The following is a 20,827-nucleotide window of genomic DNA, read 5'->3' as shown; positions in this document are numbered from 1 at the left end:
GCCGGCCCGGCCGCCCGGCCCGGCGCTCCCCCGCCCGCCGCGGGCGGGGGGCACCCCGGACCTGCGCACCGAGCTGCGCGCATGCAGTACGTTCAGGTCATGTCCCAGCCCGCCAAGTCCTCACGTACACCAGCCACGCCCGACGCGCCGGAGAGTGCCGCAGGCAGCCGCGCCGCCGCCCAGCGGCTCAAAATGCGCCGGGAACTGGCGGCAGCGGCCATGGAGCTGTTCGCGACCAAGGGGTACGAAGCCACCACCGTCGACGAGATCGCCGCCGCCGCCGGGGTCGCCCGGCGCACCTTCTTCCGTCACTTCCGCTCCAAGGAAGAGGCGATCTTCCCGGACCACGACGACACGCTGATCCGCGCGGAGGCGGTCCTCAACGCCGCCCCCGCGCACGAGCATCCGCTCGACACCGTGTGCCGCGGCATCAAAGAGGTCATGAAGATGTACGCGGCGCGGCCGGAGATCTCGGTGGCCCGCTACAAGCTCACGCGCGAGGTACCCACCCTGCGGGAGGCCGAGATCGCCTCCGTGGCCCGCTACGAGCGTCTGTTCACCCGGTATCTGCTCGGCCACTTCGACGAGCACGCGCACGCCGACGACGCCAACGACGACCCGCTGCTCGCCGAGGTCGCCGCCTCGGCGGTGGTCACCGCCCACAACCACGTCCTGCGGCGCTGGCTGCGGGCGGGCGGCCAGGGCGACGTGGAGACCCAGCTGGACCACGCCTTCGCGATCGTGCGCAGGACGTTCGGCACCGGCATCGGGGCCGGCCGCGCCGCGGGCGCCGGGCCGGCCGCCACGACCGCCCCGGCCGCGGTCTCCGCGCACGGCGAGGTGCTGGTGACGGTCGCGCGGACCGACGCCCCGCTGGAGGAGGTCATGCGGACCATCGAGGAGGCACTGAAGGAGCGCTGACGCTCCCGCTCCGCTGTGAGGACGGCCACCCTTCGGGGTGGCCGTTTTGGCATGTCAGAGGCGGTTTTCAGGGTTTTCCCGGGGTGCGTTCGATCGATCATCGCTCATTTGTTACGTAAAGATTTCATCTGAGAGCAGGTTCTGGCACTCAGTGCCTTGCCGACTGACACGCGGTGTCATACGTTGAAGGTGTCCGGGCGGCCGGCGAGCAGAGACCTCTCGTTCGCCGGCTGTCCCCGCAAGCACAACGCTCGCGCGCCCGGACGCCTGCGTCACAGGCACCCTCCCGCGCCACAAAGCGCTGCCGAAGCACCACCCGCGCCGAACCGACGGCACACCCCGAAACCCTCAGCAGCACTCATCGCAGCACCGACGAATCCGTAGGCGCCCCTCCCTCAGGGCGCTCACCGCCGGAGGCAACACCGTGACCGTGAAGGACATCCTGGACGCGATCCAGTCGAAGGACGCCACGTCCGCCGACTTCGCCGCCCTGCCGCTCCCCGAGTCGTACCGCGCCATCACCGTCCACAAGGACGAGACGGAGATGTTCGCGGGCCTGGAGACCCGCGACAAGGACCCGCGCAAGTCCATCCACCTCGACGAGGTCCCCGTGCCCGAACTGGGCCCGGGAGAGGCCCTGGTGGCCGTCATGGCCTCCTCGGTCAACTACAACTCCGTGTGGACCTCGATCTTCGAACCCCTGTCGACGTTCGGCTTCCTGGAGCGCTACGGCCGCACCAACGAACTCGCCAAGCGCCACGACCTGCCCTACCACATCATCGGCTCCGACCTCGCGGGCGTCGTCCTGCGCACCGGCCCCGGAGTCAACGCCTGGAAGCCCGGGGACGAGGTCGTCGCCCACTGCCTGTCCGTCGAGATGGAATCCTCCGACGGCCACAACGACACCATGCTCGACCCCGAACAGCGCATCTGGGGCTTCGAGACCAACTTCGGCGGCCTCGCCGAGATCGCCCTCGTCAAGTCCAACCAGCTCATGCCGAAGCCGGACCACCTCAGCTGGGAGGAGGCCGCGGCCCCCGGCCTGGTCAACTCCACCGCCTACCGCCAGCTCGTCTCCCGCAACGGCGCCGGCATGAAGCAGGGCGACAACGTGCTGATCTGGGGTGCGAGCGGCGGACTCGGCTCCTACGCCACCCAGTTCGCCCTCGCCGGCGGCGCCAACCCCATCTGCGTCGTCTCCAGCGAGCAGAAGGCGGACATCTGCCGCTCGATGGGCGCCGAGTCGATCATCGACCGCAGCGCCGAGGGCTACCGGTTCTGGAAGGACGAGACCACCCAGGACCCCAAGGAGTGGAAGCGCTTCGGCAAGCGCATCCGCGAACTCACCGGCGGCGAGGACATCGACATCGTCTTCGAACACCCCGGCCGCGAGACCTTCGGCGCCTCCGTCTTCGTCACCCGCAAGGGCGGCACCATCACCACCTGCGCCTCCACCTCGGGCTACATGCACGAGTACGACAACCGCTACCTGTGGATGTCACTGAAGCGGATCATCGGCTCGCACTTCGCCAACTACCGCGAGGCGTGGGAGGCCAACCGGCTCATCGCGAAGGGCAAGATCCACCCGACCCTGTCGAAGGTGTACTCCCTGGAGGACACCGGGCAGGCCGCCCACGACGTCCACCGCAACGCCCACCAGGGCAAGGTCGGCGTGCTGTGCCTCGCTCCCGAGGAGGGCCTGGGCGTGCGCGACGAGGACATGCGCGCGAAGCACATCGACGCCATCAACCGCTTCCGGAACGTCTGAGGGCATCAGATGACAGAGCGTCAGAAGGACCGCCCGTGGCTCATGCGGACCTACGCGGGGCACTCGACCGCGGAGGCGTCCAACGAGCTGTACCGGCGCAACCTCGCCAAGGGCCAGACCGGTCTGTCGGTGGCGTTCGACCTGCCGACGCAGACCGGCTACGACTCCGACCACATCCTCGCCCGCGGCGAGGTCGGCCGGGTGGGCGTGCCCGTCGCACACCTCGGTGACATGCGCAGGCTGTTCCAGGACATCCCGCTGGAGCAGATGAACACCTCGATGACGATCAACGCCACCGCCATGTGGCTGCTGGCGCTCTATCAGGTCGTCGCCGAGGAGCAGGGTGTGGACATCACCCAGCTCCAGGGCACGACCCAGAACGACATCGTCAAGGAGTACCTGTCCCGCGGGACGCACGTCTTCCCGCCGGGACCCTCGCTCCGCCTGACGACGGACATGATCGCGTACACGGTCACCCACATCCCGAAGTGGAACCCGATCAACATCTGCAGCTACCACCTGCAGGAGGCCGGGGCCACGCCGGTGCAGGAGATCGCGTACGCGATGTCCACCGCGATCGCCGTCCTGGACGCCGTGCGCGACTCCGGCCAGGTGCCCGAGGAGCGCATGGGCGACGTGGTCGCGCGGATCTCCTTCTTCGTGAACGCGGGCGTCCGCTTCATCGAGGAGATGTGCAAGATGCGGGCGTTCGGCCGCATCTGGGAGAAGATCACCCGCGAGCGGTACGGCATCGAGAACCCCAAGCAGCGCCGGTTCCGCTACGGCGTCCAGGTCAACTCCCTCGGTCTGACCGAGGCGCAGCCGGAGAACAACGTCCAGCGGATCGTGCTGGAGATGCTCGCGGTGACCCTCTCCAAGGACGCGCGCGCACGTGCCGTGCAGCTGCCCGCCTGGAACGAGGCCCTCGGGCTGCCCCGGCCCTGGGACCAGCAGTGGTCGCTGCGCATCCAGCAGGTGCTCGCCTACGAGAGCGACCTGCTGGAGTACGAGGACATCTTCGAGGGCTCGAAGGTGATCGAGGCGAAGGTCGGCCGGCTGGTCGAGGAGGTCCTCGCCGAGATCGACCGCATCCAGGAGATGGGCGGCGCGATGGCCGCCGTGGAGTCCGGCTACCTGAAGTCCCAGCTGGTCGCCTCGCACGCCGAGCGCCGGGGCCGGATCGAGTCCGGCCAGGAGAAGATCGTCGGCGTCAACGTCTTCGAGGGCACCGAGCCGAACCCGCTGACCGCCGATCTGGACACCGCGATCCAGACGGTGGACCCGGCCGTGGAGGACCGGGTCGTCAAGGCCCTCGGCCAGTGGCGCACCACGCGCCAGGAGTCGTCGGACCGGCAGGGCCTGGGCGACCCGTTCCACTTCCCGACCGTCCGGCAGGCGCTCGACCGCCTCAAGGAGGCCGCCGCCGGCACGGAGAACCTGATGGAGGCCACGCTGGAGTGCGCCCGCGCCGGTATCACCACCGGCGAGTGGGCCGGCGCCCTGCGCGAGGTGTTCGGCGAGTACCGGGCGCCCACCGGGGTGTCCTCCGCGCCGGTGGCGGTGCCCGTCGAGGCCGGCTCGGCCCTCGCGGAGGTCCGCGCCAAGGTGGAGGCCACCGCCCGCGAACTGGGCGTGGGCAAGCTCCGCTTCCTGGTCGGCAAGCCCGGCCTGGACGGGCACTCCAACGGGGCCGAACAGATCGCGGTCCGCGCGCGCGACGCCGGCTTCGAGGTGGTCTACCAGGGCATCCGGCTCACCCCCGAGCAGATCGTGGACGCCTCCCTGGCGGAGGACGTGCACGCCGTCGGCCTGTCGATCCTCTCCGGCTCACACGCGCAGCTGGTGCCCGACGTCCTGGTGCGGCTGCGCGAGGCCGGCGCGACCGACATCCCGGTGATCGCGGGCGGGATCATCCCGAACGCCGACGCCGAACAGCTGAAGTCCGCCGGTGTCGCCGCGGTCTTCACCCCGAAGGACTTCGACATCACCGGAATCATCGGCCGTATCGTCGACGAGATCCGCAAAGCGAACAAGCTCGACCCCCTGGAGGTCCCCGCATGACGACCGTCAACCGCCTTCGCCCGCGGCGCTCCTGCCTGGCCGTACCGGGCAGCAACCCGCGCTTCCTGGAGAAGGCGCAGGGCCTCCCGGCGGACCAGGTCTTCCTGGACCTGGAGGACGCGTGCGCGCCGCTCGCCAAGCCCGAGGCGCGGCACACCATCGTCAAGTTCCTCAACGAGGGCGACTGGACGGGCAAGACGCGCGTCGTCCGCGTCAACGACTGGACGACCGAGTGGACGTACCGGGACGTCGTCACGGTGGTCGAGGGCGCCGGCCAGAACCTCGACTGCATCATGCTGCCGAAGGTGCAGACGGCCCAGCAGGTCGTCGCCCTGGACCTGCTGCTGACCCAGATCGAGAAGACCATGGGCTTCGAGGTCGGCAAGATCGGCATCGAGGCGCAGATCGAGAACGCGCAGGGCCTGAACAACGTCAACGAGATCGCGCAGGCCTCGCCGCGCGTCGAGACGATCATCTTCGGGCCGGCCGACTTCATGGCGTCCATCAACATGAAGTCGCTGGTCGTGGGTGAGCAGCCGCCCGGCTACCCGGCGGACGCCTACCACTACATCCTGATGAAGATCCTGATGGCCGCCCGCGCCAACAACCTCCAGGCGATCGACGGCCCCTACCTGCAGATCCGCAACGTCGAGGGCTACCGCGCGGTCGCGCAGCGCGCCGCCGCGCTCGGCTTCGACGGCAAGTGGGTACTGCACCCGGGCCAGGTCGAGGCGTCCAACGAGATCTTCTCGCCGTCGCAGGAGGACTACGACCACGCCGAGCTGATCCTGGACGCGTACGACTACTACACGTCCGAGGCGGGCGGCAAGAAGGGCTCCGCGATGCTCGGCGACGAGATGATCGACGAGGCCAGCCGCAAGATGGCCCTGGTCATCTCCGGCAAGGGCCGGGCCGCCGGCATGCAGCGCACGTCGAAGTTCGAGATCCCGGAGGCCTGAGCGCGATGCAGTTCGGACGCACCTACGAGGAGTTCGAGGTCGGGGCGACGTACAAGCACTGGCCGGGCAAGACGGTCACCGAGTACGACGACCACCTGTTCTGTCTCCTCACCATGAACCACCACCCGCTCCACATGGACAGCAACTACGCGGAGCGGACGACGGACTTCGGCAAGAACGTCGTCGTCGGGAACTACGTCTACTCGCTGCTGCTCGGCATGTCCGTCCCGGACGTCTCCGGCAAGGCGATCGCCAACCTGGAGATCGAGTCGCTCCGGCACGTGGCGCCGACCTTCCACGGCGACACGATCTACGGCGAGACGACCGTGCTCGACAAGTGGCCGTCGAAGTCGAAGAACGACCGCGGGATCGTCCACGTCGAGACCAAGGGCTACAAGCAGGACGGCACCCTGGTGTGCGTCTTCCGCCGCAAGGTGATGGTGCCCACCGAGACCTACATCAAGGAACGCGGTGGCGAGCAGCCGGGCCGCCCGGAACTGAACGCCCCCACGGAGAAGACGGAGAAGTGATGGCGCGCCTCGCCCAGACCGCCGGTCTGACCGACGTCCAGCAGGAGATCCTCTCCACCGTTCGGGACTTTGTCGACAAAGAGATCATCCCGGTCGCGACCGAGCTGGAGCACCGCGACGAGTACCCGCAGGCGATCGTGGACGGCCTGAAGGAGCTCGGCCTGTTCGGCCTGATGATCCCCGAGGAGTACGGGGGCCTGGGCGAGTCGCTGCTCACCTACGCACTGTGCGTGGAGGAGATCGCCCGGGGCTGGATGTCGGTGTCCGGGATCATCAACACGCACTTCATCGTCGCGTACATGCTCAAGCAGCACGGCACACAGGAGCAGAAGGACCACTTCCTGCCGAGGATGGCCGCCGGCGACATCCGCGGCGCCTTCTCGATGTCGGAGCCGGCCCTGGGCTCCGATGTGTCGGCCATCACGTCCAAGGCGGTCAAGGACGGCGACGACTACGTCCTGAACGGCCAGAAGATGTGGCTGACGAACGGCGGCACGTCCTCGCTCGTGGCCGTCCTCGTCCGAAGTGACGAAGGACACCCCGAGGGCACGGCGCCCCACAAGTCGATGACGACCTTCCTGGTCGAGAAGGAGCCGGGCTTCGGCGAGGTCCGCCCGGGCCTCACCATCCCCGGCAAGATCGACAAGATGGGCTACAAGGGCGTCGACACCACCGAGCTGATCATGGACGGCCTGCGGGTTCCGGCCGATCGGGTGCTCGGCGGGGTCACCGGCCGAGGTTTTTACCAAATGATGGACGGCGTGGAGGTCGGCCGCGTCAATGTGGCGGCACGCGGCTGCGGCGTCGCCCAGCGCGCCTTCGAGCTGGGCGTCCGCTACGCCCAGCAGCGGCACACCTTCGGCAAGGCGATCGCCCAGCACCAGGCCATCCAGTTCAAGCTCGCGGAGATGGCCACCAAGGTCGAGGCCGCGCATGCGATGATGGTCAACGCGGCACGCAAAAAGGACTCCGGGGAGCGAAACGACCTTGAGGCAGGGATGGCGAAGTACCTCGCCTCCGAGTACTGCAAGGAGGTCGTGGAGGATGCCTTCCGGATCCACGGCGGCTACGGCTTCTCCAAGGAGTACGAGATCGAGCGCCTCTACCGGGAGGCCCCGATGCTGCTCATCGGTGAAGGTACCGCCGAGATCCAGAAAATGATCATCGGGCGCAGGCTGCTCGAAGAGTATCGATTCCAGGGCTGATTGTCCGGATACGGGGTGTTTTCTTCGAGAAGAAGATCACACCCCGTAGGCGGTCTTCGGCCGCCGACTCGGCTTCCTGGCTTGCCCAGTTGTGGCCCGCGAACGGTACGATCCCGGGAAAGCCGCCGTCCCCCGTCAGAGCGCGGCATCATCCGCTACGAAGGTCATCCATGCCCCACAGCCAAACCTCTGCACACCGCGACAGCCTGGTAGGCGCACGCCTCGCGCGCGGAGCATCGCCGTGGCTTCTCCCGACCGTCGCCACCGCAGCCCTCAGCCTGGCCCGCGCCCGCCGTTCCGGCGCGGCCAAGGCCGTCGCCGTGCCCGCCACCGCGCTCGCGGCGGGCATGCTGTGGTTCTTCCGCGACCCCGAGCGCGAGATCGCCCCGGGCCGGGTCATCTCGCCCGCCGACGGCGTGGTGCAGAGCATCATGCCGTGGAAGGACGGGCGCACCCGCGTCGCCATCTTCATGAGCCCGCTCAACGTCCACGTCAACCGCGCGCCCCTCGCGGGCACGGTGACGTCGGTCGAGCACGTGCCCGGCGGCTTTGTTCCGGCTTTCAACAAGGAGAGCGAGAACAACGAGCGCGTAGTCTGGCATTTCGACACCGAACTCGGCGACATCGAGATGATCCAGATCGCCGGCGCGGTGGCCCGCCGTATCGTGCCCTACATCCCGCAGGGCACGAAGGTCGAGCAGGGCGACCGGGTCGGTCTGATCCGCTTCGGCTCGCGCGTCGACCTCTACCTGCCCGAGGGCGTGGAGGTCGCGGTCGAGGTCGGTCAGAAGACCGTGGCTGGGGTGACTCGCATTGACCGTGATTGATCCGGAGACCCAGGCCGGCTGGGTGCCCGAGGCCGACGACGTGGACGACGAGGAGGAGATGCCTCTTTCTCTCCGCCTGTCGATAGCGGACACGCTCACGCTGGGCAACGCCACGTGCGGGTTCATGGCCGTGTACTTCACCACGACCGGCATCCTGATCCCGCACCTCACCGGCAGCCAGGAGTCCGGCATGGCCCGCCACAGCGCGGCCACGGCGGTCATCCTGATGCTCTGCGCGGCCGTGTTCGACCTGTGTGACGGGCTGGTGGCGAGGAAGCTGCGCTCCTCCCCCATGGGAGCCGAGCTGGACAACCTCTCGGACCTCATCAGCTTCGGCCTCGCGCCCGCGTACTTCGTCCTCGTCTACGGCATGGTCGCGGACGACGCGCACCAGCGGGTGGCCGCGGTGGGCGCGATCGTGGTCCTGCTGGCGGTGGTGCTGAGACTGGCCCGCTTCAGCTGCGTGACGTTGAAGGACGGCATGTTCCAGGGCATGCCCTCGCCGTTCGGCGCGCTGACGGTCGTCTCGATCGTGCTGCTGGAGCTGCCGTTCGTGGCGACGCTGCTGGCGATCCTGGGGACGGCCTGGCTGATGGTGAGCCGGGTGGAGTACCCGAAGCCGCGGGGCCGCCTCGCGGGCGCCATGCTCGGCTGGATCGTCCTGTCCATGGGCCTCCTGGCCGCCTGGGCCTTCGACGCGCCCAGCGGTCAGCTGCTGCTCCAGACCGGCTGCGCGCTGCAGCTGGTGATGGGCGCGGTGATCCCGCTGTTCGCCACCGCCCGACGGGTGAACAACTTCCGCGACAACCGCCGCGAGGCGCGGGCGGCGCAGCTGCCGTAGCCCGGCGCCCGCCGGAACGACGAGGGCCCCCTACCCGTGCCGGGTAGGGGGCCCTCGCGCGTGCGGCCGCCGCCGGGGCCGCCCCGGGACTCAGCTCAGGTGCTCCTCGGCGATCCGGGCGGCGACCCGCTCGAGAATCGGTCCGGCGTCCGCGATGCACCTGGCGACGTCGGGCTCGACGGACGTCAGCGGGTACGCGCGCCCGATCCCCGCACCGCGCAGCGCCTCCTCCTCCAGCGCCAGCCGCCCGCACACCGCGACCACCGGCCTGCCCGCGGCCCGGGCCGCCGCGGCGACGCCCGCCGGCGCCTTCCCGTGCAGCGTCTGCTCGTCCAGCGACCCCTCCCCCGTGATGACCAGGGAGGCCCGCTCCAGGGCCGGTGCGAAGCCCAGCGCGTCCAGCATCACCTCGATGCCGGGACGGAAGCGCGCGCCGAGCAGGAGGGCGCCGTAGCCGATGCCGCCGGCCGCGCCCGCGCCCGGAGACACCGCGTACTCGGCCGCCCGCGGCCCGGCCTCCGCCTCCAGCACCTTCGCGAAGTGGGCCAGCGCGGCGTCCAGCGCCGCCACGTCGTCCGCCGAGGCCCCCTTCTGCGGGCCGTACACCGCCGGCGCGCCCTTCGGCCCGGTCAGCGGGTTGTCGACGTCACTGGCCAGCACCAGCGCGACCGAGGACAGCCGGGGGTCCAGGCCGGAGAGGTCGGCACGGGCCAGCTCGGCCAGTCCGCCGCCGCCCGGGGACACCGGCTCACCCCGCTCGGTCAGGAACCGGGCGCCCAGCGCGGCCAGCATGCCCGCGCCGCCGTCCGTCGTGGCGCTGCCGCCGACGCCGAACACGATCGTCCGCGCGCCCGCGTCCAGCGCGGCCCGCAGCAGCTCCCCCGAGCCGTACGTCGAGGCCGTGAGCGGGGCGAAGACACCGGCCGGCAGCAGCTGGAGGCCGCTCGCCTCCGCCATCTCCACGACCGCCGTGCCCTCGCGCAGCGCGAACGCGGCCGTCACCTCCTCGCCGAGCGGTCCGGCGACCCGGACCTCACGGCGCTCGAAGCCGGCCGCGACCGCCGCGGCCACCGTGCCGTCGCCGCCGTCGGCCACGGGCAGCGACTCGACCCGGAGGCCCGGCACGACCCGGCGCAGCCCGGCCGTCACCCGCTCGGCGACCTGCACGGCCGTCAGCGAGCCCTTGAACTTGTCCGCGGCGATGAGCACCCGACGGGTCTCGTTCCCTGCAGCGTCCGCCACCTTGTCTTCCCCTTGCTCTCCGGGCCCCGCGCACGTCAGGGCCAGTCGCGCCGCTGTGACCATAACCGCAGGACACCCCCGCCGTCATGCCCCGCCCGAACCCTGGAAAGCCGCCGGGAGCCGGCCGGGCGGAACGGGTACACCCCTGCCATGGACACCCAGCGCACCGCACCGGACCTCGCCGACCGCATCCACGGCGGCTGGCTCGGCCGGATCGCGGGCAACATGCTCGGCAAACCGGTCGAACAGGGCGAGGTGTGGACCCGCGACCGCATCGACCGCTATCTGCGCGGCGCCGCCGCCCTGCCGCTGACCGACTACCTGCCCGAACCCGCCGACGCGGACGAGGCCGCCGTCCTGCGCCCGGAGTGGCGCAGCTGCGTGCGCGGCCGGATCCACGGCAGCTGCCGGGACGACGACATCGACTACGCCATCCTCGGCCTGCACCTGCTGGAGACCCACGGCTTCGGTTTCAGCACCGAGCAGGTGGGCGACCTGTGGCTGCTCAGGCTGCCGTTCCTGCAGACGTTCACGGCGGAGCGGGCCGCGTACCGGAACCTGGCGAACGGGATGAAACCGCCGCTGACGGCCACATACGACAACCCCTACCAGGAGTGGATCGGCGCGCTGATCCGCGCCGACGTCTACGGCTGGACCTGCCCCGGCGATCCCGTCCGGGCCGCCGGCCTGGCCCGCCGGGACGCGGTGCTCTCGCACACCGGCAACGGGGTCTACGGCGCCATGTGGGCCGCCGCCCTGATCTCGGCGGCCTTCACCGCCGCCACCGTCCGGGACGCCCTGGAGACCGCGCTCACGGTCGTCCCCGCGAGCAGCCGTCTGGCCAGGACCGTACGGCGGGTGGTGACCCTGCACGAGGCCCGGCTGCCCTGGGAGGAGACCCTGGCGACGGTGTCCGGGGAGACCGCCGGACTCGGCTGGATCCACACCGTCCCGAACGCCGCCGTCCTCACCGCCGGGCTGCTGTACGGCGACGGCGACTTCACCCGGACCATCACGCTGACCGTGCGCGGCGGGCTGGACACCGACTCCAACGGCGCGACGGCCGGCTCGGTGGCCGGCGTCCGCACGGGGGCGGACGCCATCCCGGCCCGGTGGCGGGACCCGCTGCGGGACACGGTGCGCAGCGCGGTGTTCGGCTTCGACGGCGTACGGATCAGTGCGCTGGCCGAACGCACCCTGCGCCTGACCGCGACCGGGACTTAGGAACGGGCCGGCTGGTTACCCTTCCCCCATGACCACCGCTCCTGACTTCGCCACGTACATCGCGAGCCTGCCCCGTGTCCTCGTCGGTGCCGCCGCGCTCTTCCGGGACGCCGAGGGGCGGGTGCTGCTCGTCGAGCCCAACTACCGCGAGGGCTGGGCGCTTCCGGGCGGGACCGTCGAGTCCGACACCGGGGAGACGCCGCGTCAGGGCGCCCGCCGGGAAACCCTGGAGGAGATCGGGCTCGACCGTCCGCCGGGCCGGCTGCTCGCGGTCGACTGGGTGCACGGCACGGGCCGGCCGCCGCTGGTCGCCTACCTCTACGACGGGGGTGTGCTGACCGAGGCCGAACTGAAGGCCATCCGCCTGCAGGAGGAGGAACTGCTGTCCTGGCGTCTGGTCGCCCGTGACGACCTCGCCGCCCACCTGCCCGGCGCGCTCGGCGGCCGGGTGCGGGCCGCCCTGGACGTCCTGGCCGACGGCTCCGGCACGGCGGAACTGGAGAACGGCCACCGGGTGGGGTGACCCCGGCCGGACGTCGTGACGGGGCGGGGCCCGGTGGGGTGAACGCGGCGGGTCGCCGCGTGGCTCTGTGTGCCGGCCCCGCCGCGAAGGCCATAGTGGTGGGCCATGTCAGCCATGTACGACACTCTCGTCAACCACCTGACGAAGCACTTGGGCGTCCTCCCGGAGGAACTGGACCCCTGTGTCGCGTTCTCCGCGGTCGGCCTGGACCCGCTTGCCCTGCCGGAGATCACAGGCGTCAGGCAAGACCGGTACACCGGTCCCCCCGTCGATCGCACCGCCGGTCGCACCCTCGACGGCGGTGACGAACCACGTACCGACACGCCTCCCGGTGCACTCGCCGGCCGGTCCGAGGAATCCGCGGGCTCCGGTCGAAGCGGCCGATGAAGCGGGACGACGTCGCCGTCACCGGTCCGACACTCGCACCCCCGGCCGGGACCGGAGCGGCGGGGCACCGGGCCACGCCACTTCCCGGCGAGTCCGCGGCCACCGCCGTGCCCGGCGTCGCCGGCCTTGCCGCCGCACCGGCGTCATGACGCACCCGGCCGTGGAGGCCGGCCTCCCCCGCGCACCGCGGATCTGGGCGGCGGTCGCCGTGTGCCTCGGCCTGTTCGTCCTCGGCCTGGACCTCACCGTGCTCAACGTCGCCGTCCCGGACCTCCAGCGGGACCTCGCGCCCAGCACCGCCCAGGTCCAGTGGGCCGTCGACAGCTACGCCCTGGTCCTGGGCAGCGCGGTCCTGGCGGCGGGAGCGGTCGGTGACCGATGGGGGCGGCGCCGGTCCTTCCTGAGCGGCCTGGCCGTGTGCGCGGCCGCCTCCACCGCCGGGGCCCTGGCCACCGGCCCGTGGCAGGTGATCACCGCACGCTGCGTCATGGGGGCCGGCGCCGCCCTCCTCATGCCGTCCACCCTCGCCGTGCTGCACCACCTCTACCCCGAAGCCGCCCTGCGCCGACGGGCGATCTCCGCCTGGGCGGCGGTCGCCGGACTGGGGGGACTCACCGGCCCCGTCACCGGCGGCTGGCTGGTCGAGCACTTCTCCTGGCGTGCCGGCTTCTGGATCAACCTGCCGCCGGCCGCGTGCGCCCTGCTCCTCGCCCTGGCGGTGGTTCCCGAGTCCCGGGACCCACAGGCACCGGCGTTCGACACGACCGGGGCCGCCCTCTCGGCCGGCAGCCTCTTCGCGCTGGTCTGGGCTGTCACGGAGAGTCCGCACCGAGGCTGGACCGGCGTCCCTACCCTGGCGGCGTTCACCGCCGCGACGGCGCTGCTGGCCGCCTTCGTCGCAAGGCAGCGTCGCATCGCCCATCCCCTGCTGCCACCGCGCCTGATCAGACTGCCGGGAGTCGCCTCCGGCGCGGCGGCCCTGGCGCTGATGTCGTTCGCGATGTTCGGCGGCCTGTTCGTGCTGACCCTCTACCTGCAGGGCGTCCTCGGCCACAGCCCCTTCGAGGCGGGGCTGCGCACCCTGCCGCTCCCCGCCGCGCTGGCCGTCGGCGCGGTCGCCGCCGGTCCCACGGCCAGGCGCTTCGGCCACAGGACACCCGTCGTCGGCGGGCTGACGGTCGTCTGTGCCGGGTTCCTCGTCCTGGCCGGCACCGGCCCCGACTCGGCCTTCTCACGCTGCGTCACCTTCGAGCTCGTCACCGGACTCGGCGCGGGTCTCGTGGCCGCCGCCGCGACCGACCTCGTCCAAGGAGCCGTACCCGGCCGGAGCGCGGGTATCGGCTCGGCCGTCAACGACGCCACCCGCCAGGTCGGTTCCGCGCTCGGCGTCGCCGTACAGGGGTCCATCCTGACCTCCGTCTTCACCGCACGTCTCACCGGATCCCTCACCCGCGCCTCCGCCCCCGCCCGCCTCGTCGAAGCGGCACGCCACGGCGGCTTCGACGTCACCGCCTGGCAGACCGCCCTGCCCGAGGCGGCGCGAGCCTCCGTCCAGGACGCGGCACGGTCCGCCTTCACCGACGCCATGACCTGCACCGCCCTCACCGCAGCGGCCGTCGCCGCCCTCGCCGCAGCCGCCCTGTTCCCCCGCCTGCCCGCCGGCTGTCCGGCCACGGCCGCGGAACCTTCCCTTCCAGCGGCGTCACCGGAGCCGGTGGAGGAGACCGCGTGACCCGCCCTTCGCGGCAGCCGGACGGACCGCCCTGCCGTGCGGAGGGGGCCGTCGCCGTCCCTGCCGTGCGGAGGGGGCCGTCGCCGTCCCTGGGAGGCCGGGCCCGGTCAGAACAGGGCCGTGCCCGCCTCGAAGTCCAGCAGGCGGCGTTTGCGGTCCAGGCCGCCGCCGTAACCCGTGAGGCTGCCGTCGGAACCGACCACGCGGTGGCAGGGGACGATGATGCCCACCGGGTTGCGGCCGTTGGCCAGGCCGACGGCACGGGAGGAACCGGGGCTGCCCAGGGCGCCGGCGAGTTCGCCGTAGGTGCGGGTCTCGCCGTAGGGGATGCGGGTGAGCTGTTCCCAGACGCTGCGCTGGAACGGGGTGCCGTGCAGGGCGAGTTCGACGGTGAACGCCTTCAGCGTGCCGGCGAAGTACGCCGCCAGCTGTCCGGCGGTCTCCGTGAACACGGGCAGCGTGTCGTCCCGGTCGCCGAACGCCTCCTCCCCGGGCCGGTGCCGCTGGCCGGCCATGTACAGGCCGCACAGGGCACCGTCGGCGTCGGCGACGAGGGTCAGCGGGCCGTACGGACTGTCGGTCGTCGTGTGACGGTTCATCGGGTTCCTCACGTTCCTCAGGCCGGCAGGAAGTTGATCGGGTGGCTGTCGGTCGCCCACAGGTACTGCACCGCGTAGGCCCGCCAGGGCCGCCAGCTCTCCGCGCGGGCGGTGAGCGCGGCCGGGGTGGACGGCAGCCCCAGCTCCCCGGCCGCGCGCCGGACGCCGAGATCGGTGGCGAGGAAGGCGTCGGGGTCGCCCAGGGCGCGCATGGCGACGACGTCCACCGTCCACGGCCCGAAGCCGGGCAGCGCGAGCAGCCGGGCGCGGGCCTCCGCCCAGTCGGCGTCCACCCCCAGGCGCAGATCGCCGTCGGCGAGGCGGCGGACCAGGGTGGAGAAGGTGGTGCGCCGGGTACGGGGCATGGCCAGGGTCTCGGGGTCGACGTCGGCCAGCGCCTCGGGGGACGGGAAGAGGTGGGTGAGGCCGCCCTCGGGGTCGTCCAGGGGTTTGCCGTGCGCGGCGACCAGGCGGGCCGCGTGGGTGCGGGCGGCGGCCGTGGACACCTGCTGGCCCAGTACGGCCCGGACGGCGAACTCGGCCTCGTCGACGGTGCCCGGCACCCGGCGGCCCGGCCCCCCGTCGACGAGCGGGGCGAGCAGCGGATCGGCGCGCAGCCGCTCGTCGACGGCGACGGGGTCGGCGTCCAGGTCCAGCAGGCGACGGCAGCGGCTGATGGCCACGGTCAGATCGCGCAGGTCGCTGAGGGTGAGCCGGCAGGCGATGTGGTCGGGGCGCGGGGCGAGGGCGACGACGCCGTGGCCGTACGGCAGCCGCAGGGTGCGCCGGTAGGCGCCGGTGGGGGTGCCGGCCGCGCCGTCCAGGCAGTCGGGGAGCCACTCCTCCACGCCGGGTACGGCGGTGGCGGCGAGGTGGCCGAAGAGGTTGGACGGGTTGAGCGGAGCGCGGAACGGCAGCCGCAGGTTCAGCGCACCGGGCGTGCCCGCGCCGCTGCCGGGCACCCGGGCCCGCAGCTCGGTCGGCGACAGTGCGAAGACCTCGCGGACGGTGTCGTTGAAGGCGCGGATGGAGGAGAAGCCGGCCGCGAACGCGATCTCCGCCATGGGCAGCGGGGTGGTCTCGATGAGCAGCCGTGCGGTCTGGGCGCGCTGGGCCCGGGCGAGCGCGAGGGGGCCGGCACCCAGCTCGGCGAGGAGCTGCCGCTCCACCTGCCGGGTGCTGTAGCCGAGCCGGGTGGCGAGTCCGGGCACGCCCTCGCGGTCCACGACCCCGTCGGCGATCAGCCGCATGGCCCGCGCCACCAGGTCGGCGCGCCGGTTCCACTCCGGGGAGCCGGGGCTGGTGTCCGGGCGGCAGCGCTTGCAGGCCCGGAACCCGGCCTGCTGGCAGGCGGCGGCGCTCGGGTAGAACGTCATGTTCTCCGGCTTGGGCGGCACCACCGGGCAGCTGGGCCGGCAGTAGATCCGGGTGGTCAGCACGGCCGTGAAGAACCATCCGTCGAACCGCGCGTCCTTGGACTGCACGGCGCGCACGCAGTGCTCGCGGTCGGGACGCGCTCCTGTCTGCCTTGTCTGCATGCGTCCAGCATCCGCCGCCGGCGGCCCTGTCCGCTGGCGGGAATCCGACGTGTACGTGGACCTGGCCAGGGGCCCGGCCGAATCAGGCCGCGGGAGGGGCGGAGGTGTTCCGCTGCCGGAACCCGGTGATCCACTCGGCGGTGGTGCGCAGCCCGCCGAACGTGTAGAAGTGCACCTTCACCACGCCGTGCCGGGCCGGGTCGCAGCGCTCGGCCAGCGCGTGGAGAAAGCGGTCCGGGCCGGTCGTACCCATGAGGTTGGTCAGCGAGAACCCGTACTTGCGGGCGACGGAGGCGCTGGTGCCGACACCGAACCGGGTGGCGTAACCCAGCAGCCGGCGCACTCCGGCCGGTCCGGGGACGCCGATGCGGACGGGCAGGTGCACGCCGCGGGCGCGGAGGTCCTCCAGCCAGGCGAGGACCGGGTCGACGTCGAAACCGAACTGCGTGATCACGTCGCCGGTGAAGGAGGCCGCTGTGATCGCCGCCGCCTTGTCGGCCAGCGCCGTCCACAGGGCGTGGTCGGCTATGCCGGGGTGGCCGTCCGGGTAGCCGGTGATGCCGACGTGCCGCACGCCGTGGCGGTGCAGGAGCCCGGTGCGCAGCACGGAGAGGGCGTCCTCGTAGGGGCCCTCGGGGCGTGCGGGGTCGCCGCCGACGACGAAGACGTTCTCGGCGGTGCCGTCGGCCGCCAGACCGCCGAGGAACTCCTCCAGGGCCGGCCGGGAGGGCAGGCGGCGCGCGGAGATGTGCGGCACGGGGACGAAACCGAGCCGCTTGACCGCGCGGGCGGCGGTCAGCCGGGTGGTGGTGTCCTCACCGGCCAGGAAGGTGATGTTGATCCGGGTGCCGGGCGGGATGGTGTCCCCGGCCTCCTCCAGCCTGGCCACGTCCTTGCCGGTCATCTCCAGGGAGAAGTCGTCCAGCAGCCGGGCGCCCCGCCCGTGGCGCACGGCGCCGTGCGGGCGGGGGGCGGTGTCCTCCGGCGACCCGGTGAGAGCGGGGTTCATCGTGCTCCTCGTACGACGGTGGTCCTGGCCGAGGGTGACTCCGGCCGGGGTGCCGGCAGGGTCTGGCCGGGGTGCCGGCCGCGGGTGGTCCAGGGCGGGGTCCTGCCCATGGACGGCCCCTGGGGAGGGCGGCCGGGGGGTGGCCCGGCCCCGCCCGATGATGCCACGCGGCCCGCGGCGGTCTGCGGCCAGGGGGCGCCGGACCGGTTCGGGTGGGGCGCCCGCCCGGTGCGCCGGGGGTCTCGGGGTTCACCGGCAGGAGCGTGTCCGGTTCACCGGGAAGTTTCGCCGTGCACGGGGGCCCGGTTCACAGGGGCTGTCGTTCACGGGGGCGCAGGGGCGGCACGGTCGGCGGGCGGGGCGGGAGCGGCCCGTGTGGTGGGACGGGCGCGGTTTATGGACCGGTCACGACGGCCTTGTTTGGCCCTGGCCGACGGGCCAACGACCGGGCAGGCTGGCCTTTCCGATCACCGAGGAGGTTCTGTTGAGCGTTTCGTCTAGCGCCGGCCCGCGCGTGGTGGTGGCGTGACCGTGCGATTCCGGCATGCGGACCCGGTCCGGGCCGCCTATCCCGAACTGTCCGCCGGCGCGCTGTACGCGACCGGCGTCCGCACCGCCGTGGACACCCGGCAGCGCGCCGCCGGCCACACCTCGCGGGCCCTGGCGCGGCTCGCGGGCACGACCGAGGGCGAGTTCCCCGAGGTGCTGGCCTGGCGGCGCGCCTTCAGCCGGATGGGAGTGAGACCGACGCAGTACCGGTCGGCTTCGGAGTCCCTGCTGCGCCGGCTGCGGAAGGAGGGGCGGCTACCGTCCATCCATCCGCTGGTGGACCTGTGCAACGCGGTCTCGGTGGCGTACGCCGTCCCGGTGGCGGTGCTCGACGTCGACCGGATCACGGGGCCGCTGCTGGAGGTCCGGCCGGCCCGCGGGGACGAGACGTACACGGCGTTCGGAGGTGCCGTCGAGCATCCCGCGCCCGGGGAGGTGACCTACGTCGACTCCACGAACCGGTCCCACGCGCGCCGCTGGACGCACCGGCAGAGCGGCCACTCGGCGGTGGGCACGCGGACCGACCGGGTGCTGGTGGTGGCGGAGGCCATGCACGACAGCGGCGCGGACACCGTGGCCGCGGTGATGAAGACGATCGAGGAGGAGGTGGCGGCGCACTGGGGGGTCACGACGGCGACGGCGCTGCTCACGCGGGAGACGCCGGAGTTCGTCTTCGCGGAGTGAGGGGCGGGCGACCGGCCGACGAGGCCGGTGAGGGCCGCCGCGCCGCCGTGTCCCTCGGCGGTCGGGTTGTGCGACGGCGGTTCGTCGGCGATCGTTCGTCAGCGGCTGTTCGTCCCCGCGGAACGGGGTGGGGCGACGGTGACGGCCGGAACGGGGGTGCGTGACGGCATGGGGACGGTGGCTGTGGGACGGGACGCGCCGGGGGCGCCCGGGGGCGAAGGGCCGGGACGTGGCTCGGACTTCCTCCAGCTGGCGGTCGGTGACGTGCCCGCCGGGGGGAAGGCGGAGTGGCTGTCCGCCCGGTTGCGGGAGGCGATCGCCGACGGCCAGCTGGTGGTGGGCAGCAGGCTGCCGCCGACCCGGGTGCTCGCCGCGGAGCTGCGTGTCTCCCGGGGAGTGGTGACCGAGGCGTACCGGCGTCTCGCCGAGGACGGACAGGTGGCGGGCCGCCGCCGCGGTGGCACCGTGGTGGTCGCGGCGCCGTTCGCCACCGGCGTGCCCGCGGCTTCCGGCGACGGCGCGTCCGCGGCTTCCGGCGACGGCGCGTCCCGCGCGAGCGACTCGCCGGGCGTCCGTGCCGTCGGGAACGCCGGTGCAGGTGAGATGGCCGACGGTGGCGCGGGCTCCGGTATGCGCGGTGGCGCGCGCTCCGGTGTGCGCGGTGGCGTGAGCTCCGGTGTGTCCGGTGGCGTGAGCTCCGGTATGCCTGGTGGCGCGGGCTCCGGTGCGACTGGCGCGCGCTCCGGTGCGCCCACTGGCGCGGGCTCCGGTGTGCCCGGTGGCACCACCCCACTCGCCACGGCTTGCGCGCCCGTCCCGGCCACTCGCCCTGACCTCGACCCTGGCCGCCACCTCATCCCCGGCCCTGGCCTCGGCCCCGCCTCCACCCCTGCTTCCGCCACCACACCTGCCCCCGCCCCAACCCCAGGTCCCGCCTCCACCCCTGCCTCCTCCGTAACCCCAGGTCCCGCCACCACCCCTGCTTCCGCCTCCACCCCTACCCCCGGCTCCGCCCCCGCCTCCGTCGCGACGGCGCCCGCCGTGCGCGTCGGCGGGGGCGCCGGGGGCCTTACGCGTCCGCCCGCCGGGCTGTTCGCCGACGACCCCGGTGCCGAGGTCTTCGACGCCCTGCGGGCCGCCCCGGCCGCCGTGGACTTCACGCCCGGCCGCCCCGACCTCACCACCTTTCCGCGAGCCGCCTGGCTGCGTGCCGAACGGGCCGTACTCGCGGAGCTGTCCGCCGAGCACCTCGGTTACGGCGACCCGCGCGGCGCGCCCCGGCTGCGGCGGGCCGTCGCCGACTGGCTCGCGCGCGTGCGGGGCGTACGGGTGGCGCCGGACGAGGTGCTGATCGTCGCCGGGACCGCGCAGGCGCTGACGCTGCTGCACCCGGTGCTGCGGGCGGACGGCGTCGACGCGGTCGCGGTGGAGGATCCCGGCTCGCTCGGGGCCCGGCAGCACCTGGCGAACGGAGGTCTGGCGACTCCCCCGGTGCCGGTCGACGAGGAGGGCGTACGGGTCGGCGCGCTGCGGGCGACCGGTGCCCGTGCCGTCCTGCTGACTCCCGCCCATCAGTTCCCCACCGGTGTGGTGACCAGCGGTGAACGCCGGCGTGAGCTGCTGGAGTGGGCGCGGGACGGCGGGCTGATCCTGGAGGACGACTACGACGCCGAGCACCGCTACGACCGGCCCCCGGTCCCCGCGCTGCGCGCCCTCCTGGCCGACCGGGTCTGCTACCTGGGCAGCGTGTCGAAACTGCTCGCCCCGGCGCTGCGGATCGGCTGGCTGGTGGCGCCGGCCCGGCACCGCGCGGCGCTGGTCGCCGCCAAACGCTTCAACGACCTGGGCAACGCGGTGCTGCCGCAGTTGGTGCTCGCCCGGCTGATGGAGTCCGGTGAACTGGAGCGGCACCTGCGGCTGTTGCGCGGGCGCCACCGCAGGCGCCGGGACGCGATGATCGCCGCCCTCGCCGAACACCTGCCGGGCGCGCGGGTGCACGGTGCCGCGGCGGGTCTGCACCTGACGGTGACGTACGCCTCCGACGTGCCCGACACCGCCTTCGCGGCGGCGGCGCTCGCGCACGGCGTGAAGTGCCAGCCGCTCTCCTGGCACCGGCAGTCGCCCGGCCGGCCGGGCCTGGTCCTCGGGTACGCGGCCACGCCGCCGGGTGTCATCTCCGACGGCGTGGCACTGCTCGGCAGGAGTCTGCGCGCTCTGGGCTGACCCGG

Annotated in this window: 17 protein-coding genes; 13 read left to right on the top strand and 4 right to left on the bottom strand. The window is 72.7% G+C overall.

The genetic code is table 11. The annotated features are described in order from the left end of the window. Positions 1–99: 99 nt before the first annotated feature. The 8 genes from GT045_RS00285 to pssA all read left to right on the top strand — a co-directional run bounded on the left by GT045_RS00285 (position 100) and on the right by pssA (position 9,112). Complete coding sequence (locus tag GT045_RS00285; protein ID WP_202526713.1) at positions 100–921, top strand: TetR family transcriptional regulator; 822 nt, start codon at positions 100–102, stop codon at positions 919–921. Positions 922–1,351: 430 nt separating this feature from the next. Beyond that, positions 1,352–2,689: a crotonyl-CoA carboxylase/reductase gene (gene ccrA, locus GT045_RS00280; RefSeq protein WP_345942508.1), complete on the top strand. Its 1,338-nt coding sequence runs from the start codon at positions 1,352–1,354 to the stop codon at positions 2,687–2,689. A 9-nt stretch (positions 2,690–2,698) separates the two neighbouring features. Continuing rightward, positions 2,699–4,750, top strand: a complete 2,052-nt coding sequence (locus GT045_RS00275) for a protein meaA (RefSeq protein ID WP_161291615.1) — start codon at positions 2,699–2,701, stop codon at positions 4,748–4,750. Continuing rightward, the gene (locus GT045_RS00270; RefSeq protein WP_161291613.1) at positions 4,747–5,709 is read left to right on the top strand and encodes a CoA ester lyase; all 963 of its coding nucleotides are present in this window, start codon (positions 4,747–4,749) and stop codon (positions 5,707–5,709) included. The genes GT045_RS00275 and GT045_RS00270 overlap by 4 nt, the downstream gene beginning before the upstream one ends. Before the next feature lie 5 nt (positions 5,710–5,714). Then, on the top strand, positions 5,715–6,239 hold the full coding sequence (locus tag GT045_RS00265) for a MaoC family dehydratase (RefSeq protein ID WP_161291611.1): 525 nt from the start codon (positions 5,715–5,717) through the stop codon (positions 6,237–6,239). Continuing rightward, positions 6,239–7,444, top strand: a complete 1,206-nt coding sequence (locus tag GT045_RS00260) for an acyl-CoA dehydrogenase family protein (RefSeq protein WP_161291609.1) — start codon at positions 6,239–6,241, stop codon at positions 7,442–7,444. Before GT045_RS00265 ends, GT045_RS00260 begins: the two co-directional genes overlap by 1 nt. Positions 7,445–7,614: 170 nt before the next feature. Continuing rightward, positions 7,615–8,271, top strand: a complete 657-nt coding sequence (locus tag GT045_RS00255; protein ID WP_161291607.1) for a phosphatidylserine decarboxylase — start codon at positions 7,615–7,617, stop codon at positions 8,269–8,271. 22 nt (positions 8,272–8,293) lie between these two features. Next, complete coding sequence (gene pssA, locus GT045_RS00250; RefSeq protein ID WP_161291619.1) at positions 8,294–9,112, top strand: CDP-diacylglycerol--serine O-phosphatidyltransferase; 819 nt, start codon at positions 8,294–8,296, stop codon at positions 9,110–9,112. Between the two features lie 90 nt (positions 9,113–9,202). Here pssA and GT045_RS00245 read toward each other — a convergent pair whose 3' ends face one another. Next, positions 9,203–10,354, bottom strand: a complete 1,152-nt coding sequence (locus GT045_RS00245) for a glycerate kinase (RefSeq protein ID WP_161332908.1) — start codon at positions 10,352–10,354, stop codon at positions 9,203–9,205. A gap of 150 nt (positions 10,355–10,504) precedes the next feature. Here GT045_RS00245 and GT045_RS00240 point away from each other — a divergent pair, with 150 nt between their 5' ends. The 3 genes from GT045_RS00240 to GT045_RS00230 all read left to right on the top strand — a co-directional run bounded on the left by GT045_RS00240 (position 10,505) and on the right by GT045_RS00230 (position 14,220). Continuing rightward, positions 10,505–11,578: an ADP-ribosylglycohydrolase family protein gene (locus GT045_RS00240; protein WP_161291603.1), complete on the top strand. Its 1,074-nt coding sequence runs from the start codon at positions 10,505–10,507 to the stop codon at positions 11,576–11,578. Between the two features lie 28 nt (positions 11,579–11,606). Next, on the top strand, positions 11,607–12,101 hold the full coding sequence (locus tag GT045_RS00235) for an NUDIX hydrolase (protein WP_161291601.1): 495 nt from the start codon (positions 11,607–11,609) through the stop codon (positions 12,099–12,101). Positions 12,102–12,633: 532 nt separating this feature from the next. Beyond that, positions 12,634–14,220 carry an MFS transporter gene (locus tag GT045_RS00230; RefSeq protein ID WP_161332907.1) on the top strand — a complete coding sequence of 529 codons (1,587 nt, stop codon included), beginning with the start codon at positions 12,634–12,636 and terminating at the stop codon, positions 14,218–14,220. A 107-nt stretch (positions 14,221–14,327) separates the two neighbouring features. On the opposite strand, the gene GT045_RS00225 is transcribed toward GT045_RS00230, so the two are convergent. The 3 genes from GT045_RS00225 to GT045_RS00215 form a co-directional block, all read right to left on the bottom strand. Continuing rightward, the gene (locus tag GT045_RS00225; RefSeq protein ID WP_161286877.1) at positions 14,328–14,819 is read right to left on the bottom strand and encodes a methylated-DNA--[protein]-cysteine S-methyltransferase; all 492 of its coding nucleotides are present in this window, start codon (positions 14,817–14,819) and stop codon (positions 14,328–14,330) included. 17 nt (positions 14,820–14,836) lie between these two features. Then, on the bottom strand, positions 14,837–16,357 hold the full coding sequence (locus GT045_RS00220; RefSeq protein WP_161286876.1) for an AlkA N-terminal domain-containing protein: 1,521 nt from the start codon (positions 16,355–16,357) through the stop codon (positions 14,837–14,839). A gap of 82 nt (positions 16,358–16,439) precedes the next feature. Beyond that, complete coding sequence (locus GT045_RS00215; RefSeq protein ID WP_237538226.1) at positions 16,440–17,261, bottom strand: methylenetetrahydrofolate reductase; 822 nt, start codon at positions 17,259–17,261, stop codon at positions 16,440–16,442. Positions 17,262–17,891: 630 nt separating this feature from the next. On the opposite strand from GT045_RS00215, the gene GT045_RS00210 reads away from it, so the two are divergent. Together GT045_RS00210 and GT045_RS39305 are read left to right on the top strand one after the other, a co-directional pair. Further along, positions 17,892–18,599: a phenylalanine--tRNA ligase beta subunit-related protein gene (locus GT045_RS00210; RefSeq protein WP_345942506.1), complete on the top strand. Its 708-nt coding sequence runs from the start codon at positions 17,892–17,894 to the stop codon at positions 18,597–18,599. Positions 18,600–18,767: 168 nt separating this feature from the next. After that, positions 18,768–20,822, top strand: a complete 2,055-nt coding sequence (locus GT045_RS39305) for an aminotransferase class I/II-fold pyridoxal phosphate-dependent enzyme (RefSeq protein WP_237538224.1) — start codon at positions 18,768–18,770, stop codon at positions 20,820–20,822. The last annotated feature ends 5 nt before the right edge of the window (positions 20,823–20,827 follow it).

Origin of the sequence: Streptomyces sp. SID486 (assembly GCF_009865385.1) — a bacterium.
Taxonomy (GTDB): Bacteria; Actinomycetota; Actinomycetes; order Streptomycetales; family Streptomycetaceae; genus Streptomyces.
This window is presented reverse-complemented; position numbering and strand designations above follow the sequence as displayed.

Bases quoted from the DNA above. Each gene is read 5' to 3' on its own strand.
- GT045_RS39305 (WP_237538224.1), top strand. From the start codon at position 18,768: ATGGGGACGGTGGCTGTGGGACGGGACGCGCCGGGGGCGCCCGGGGGC.
- GT045_RS00285 (WP_202526713.1), top strand. From the start codon at position 100: ATGTCCCAGCCCGCCAAGTCCTCACGTACACCAGCCACGCCCGACGCG.
- GT045_RS00255 (WP_161291607.1), top strand. From the start codon at position 7,615: ATGCCCCACAGCCAAACCTCTGCACACCGCGACAGCCTGGTAGGCGCA.
- GT045_RS00240 (WP_161291603.1), top strand. From the start codon at position 10,505: ATGGACACCCAGCGCACCGCACCGGACCTCGCCGACCGCATCCACGGC.
- GT045_RS00270 (WP_161291613.1), top strand. From the start codon at position 4,747: ATGACGACCGTCAACCGCCTTCGCCCGCGGCGCTCCTGCCTGGCCGTA.
- GT045_RS00225 (WP_161286877.1), bottom strand. From the start codon at position 14,819: ATGAACCGTCACACGACGACCGACAGTCCGTACGGCCCGCTGACCCTC.
- GT045_RS00230 (WP_161332907.1), top strand. From the start codon at position 12,634: ATGACGCACCCGGCCGTGGAGGCCGGCCTCCCCCGCGCACCGCGGATC.
- GT045_RS00220 (WP_161286876.1), bottom strand. From the start codon at position 16,357: ATGCAGACAAGGCAGACAGGAGCGCGTCCCGACCGCGAGCACTGCGTG.
- GT045_RS00265 (WP_161291611.1), top strand. From the start codon at position 5,715: ATGCAGTTCGGACGCACCTACGAGGAGTTCGAGGTCGGGGCGACGTAC.
- GT045_RS00215 (WP_237538226.1), bottom strand. From the start codon at position 17,261: ATGACCGGCAAGGACGTGGCCAGGCTGGAGGAGGCCGGGGACACCATC.
- GT045_RS00260 (WP_161291609.1), top strand. From the start codon at position 6,239: ATGGCGCGCCTCGCCCAGACCGCCGGTCTGACCGACGTCCAGCAGGAG.
- GT045_RS00235 (WP_161291601.1), top strand. From the start codon at position 11,607: ATGACCACCGCTCCTGACTTCGCCACGTACATCGCGAGCCTGCCCCGT.
- GT045_RS00275 (WP_161291615.1), top strand. From the start codon at position 2,699: ATGACAGAGCGTCAGAAGGACCGCCCGTGGCTCATGCGGACCTACGCG.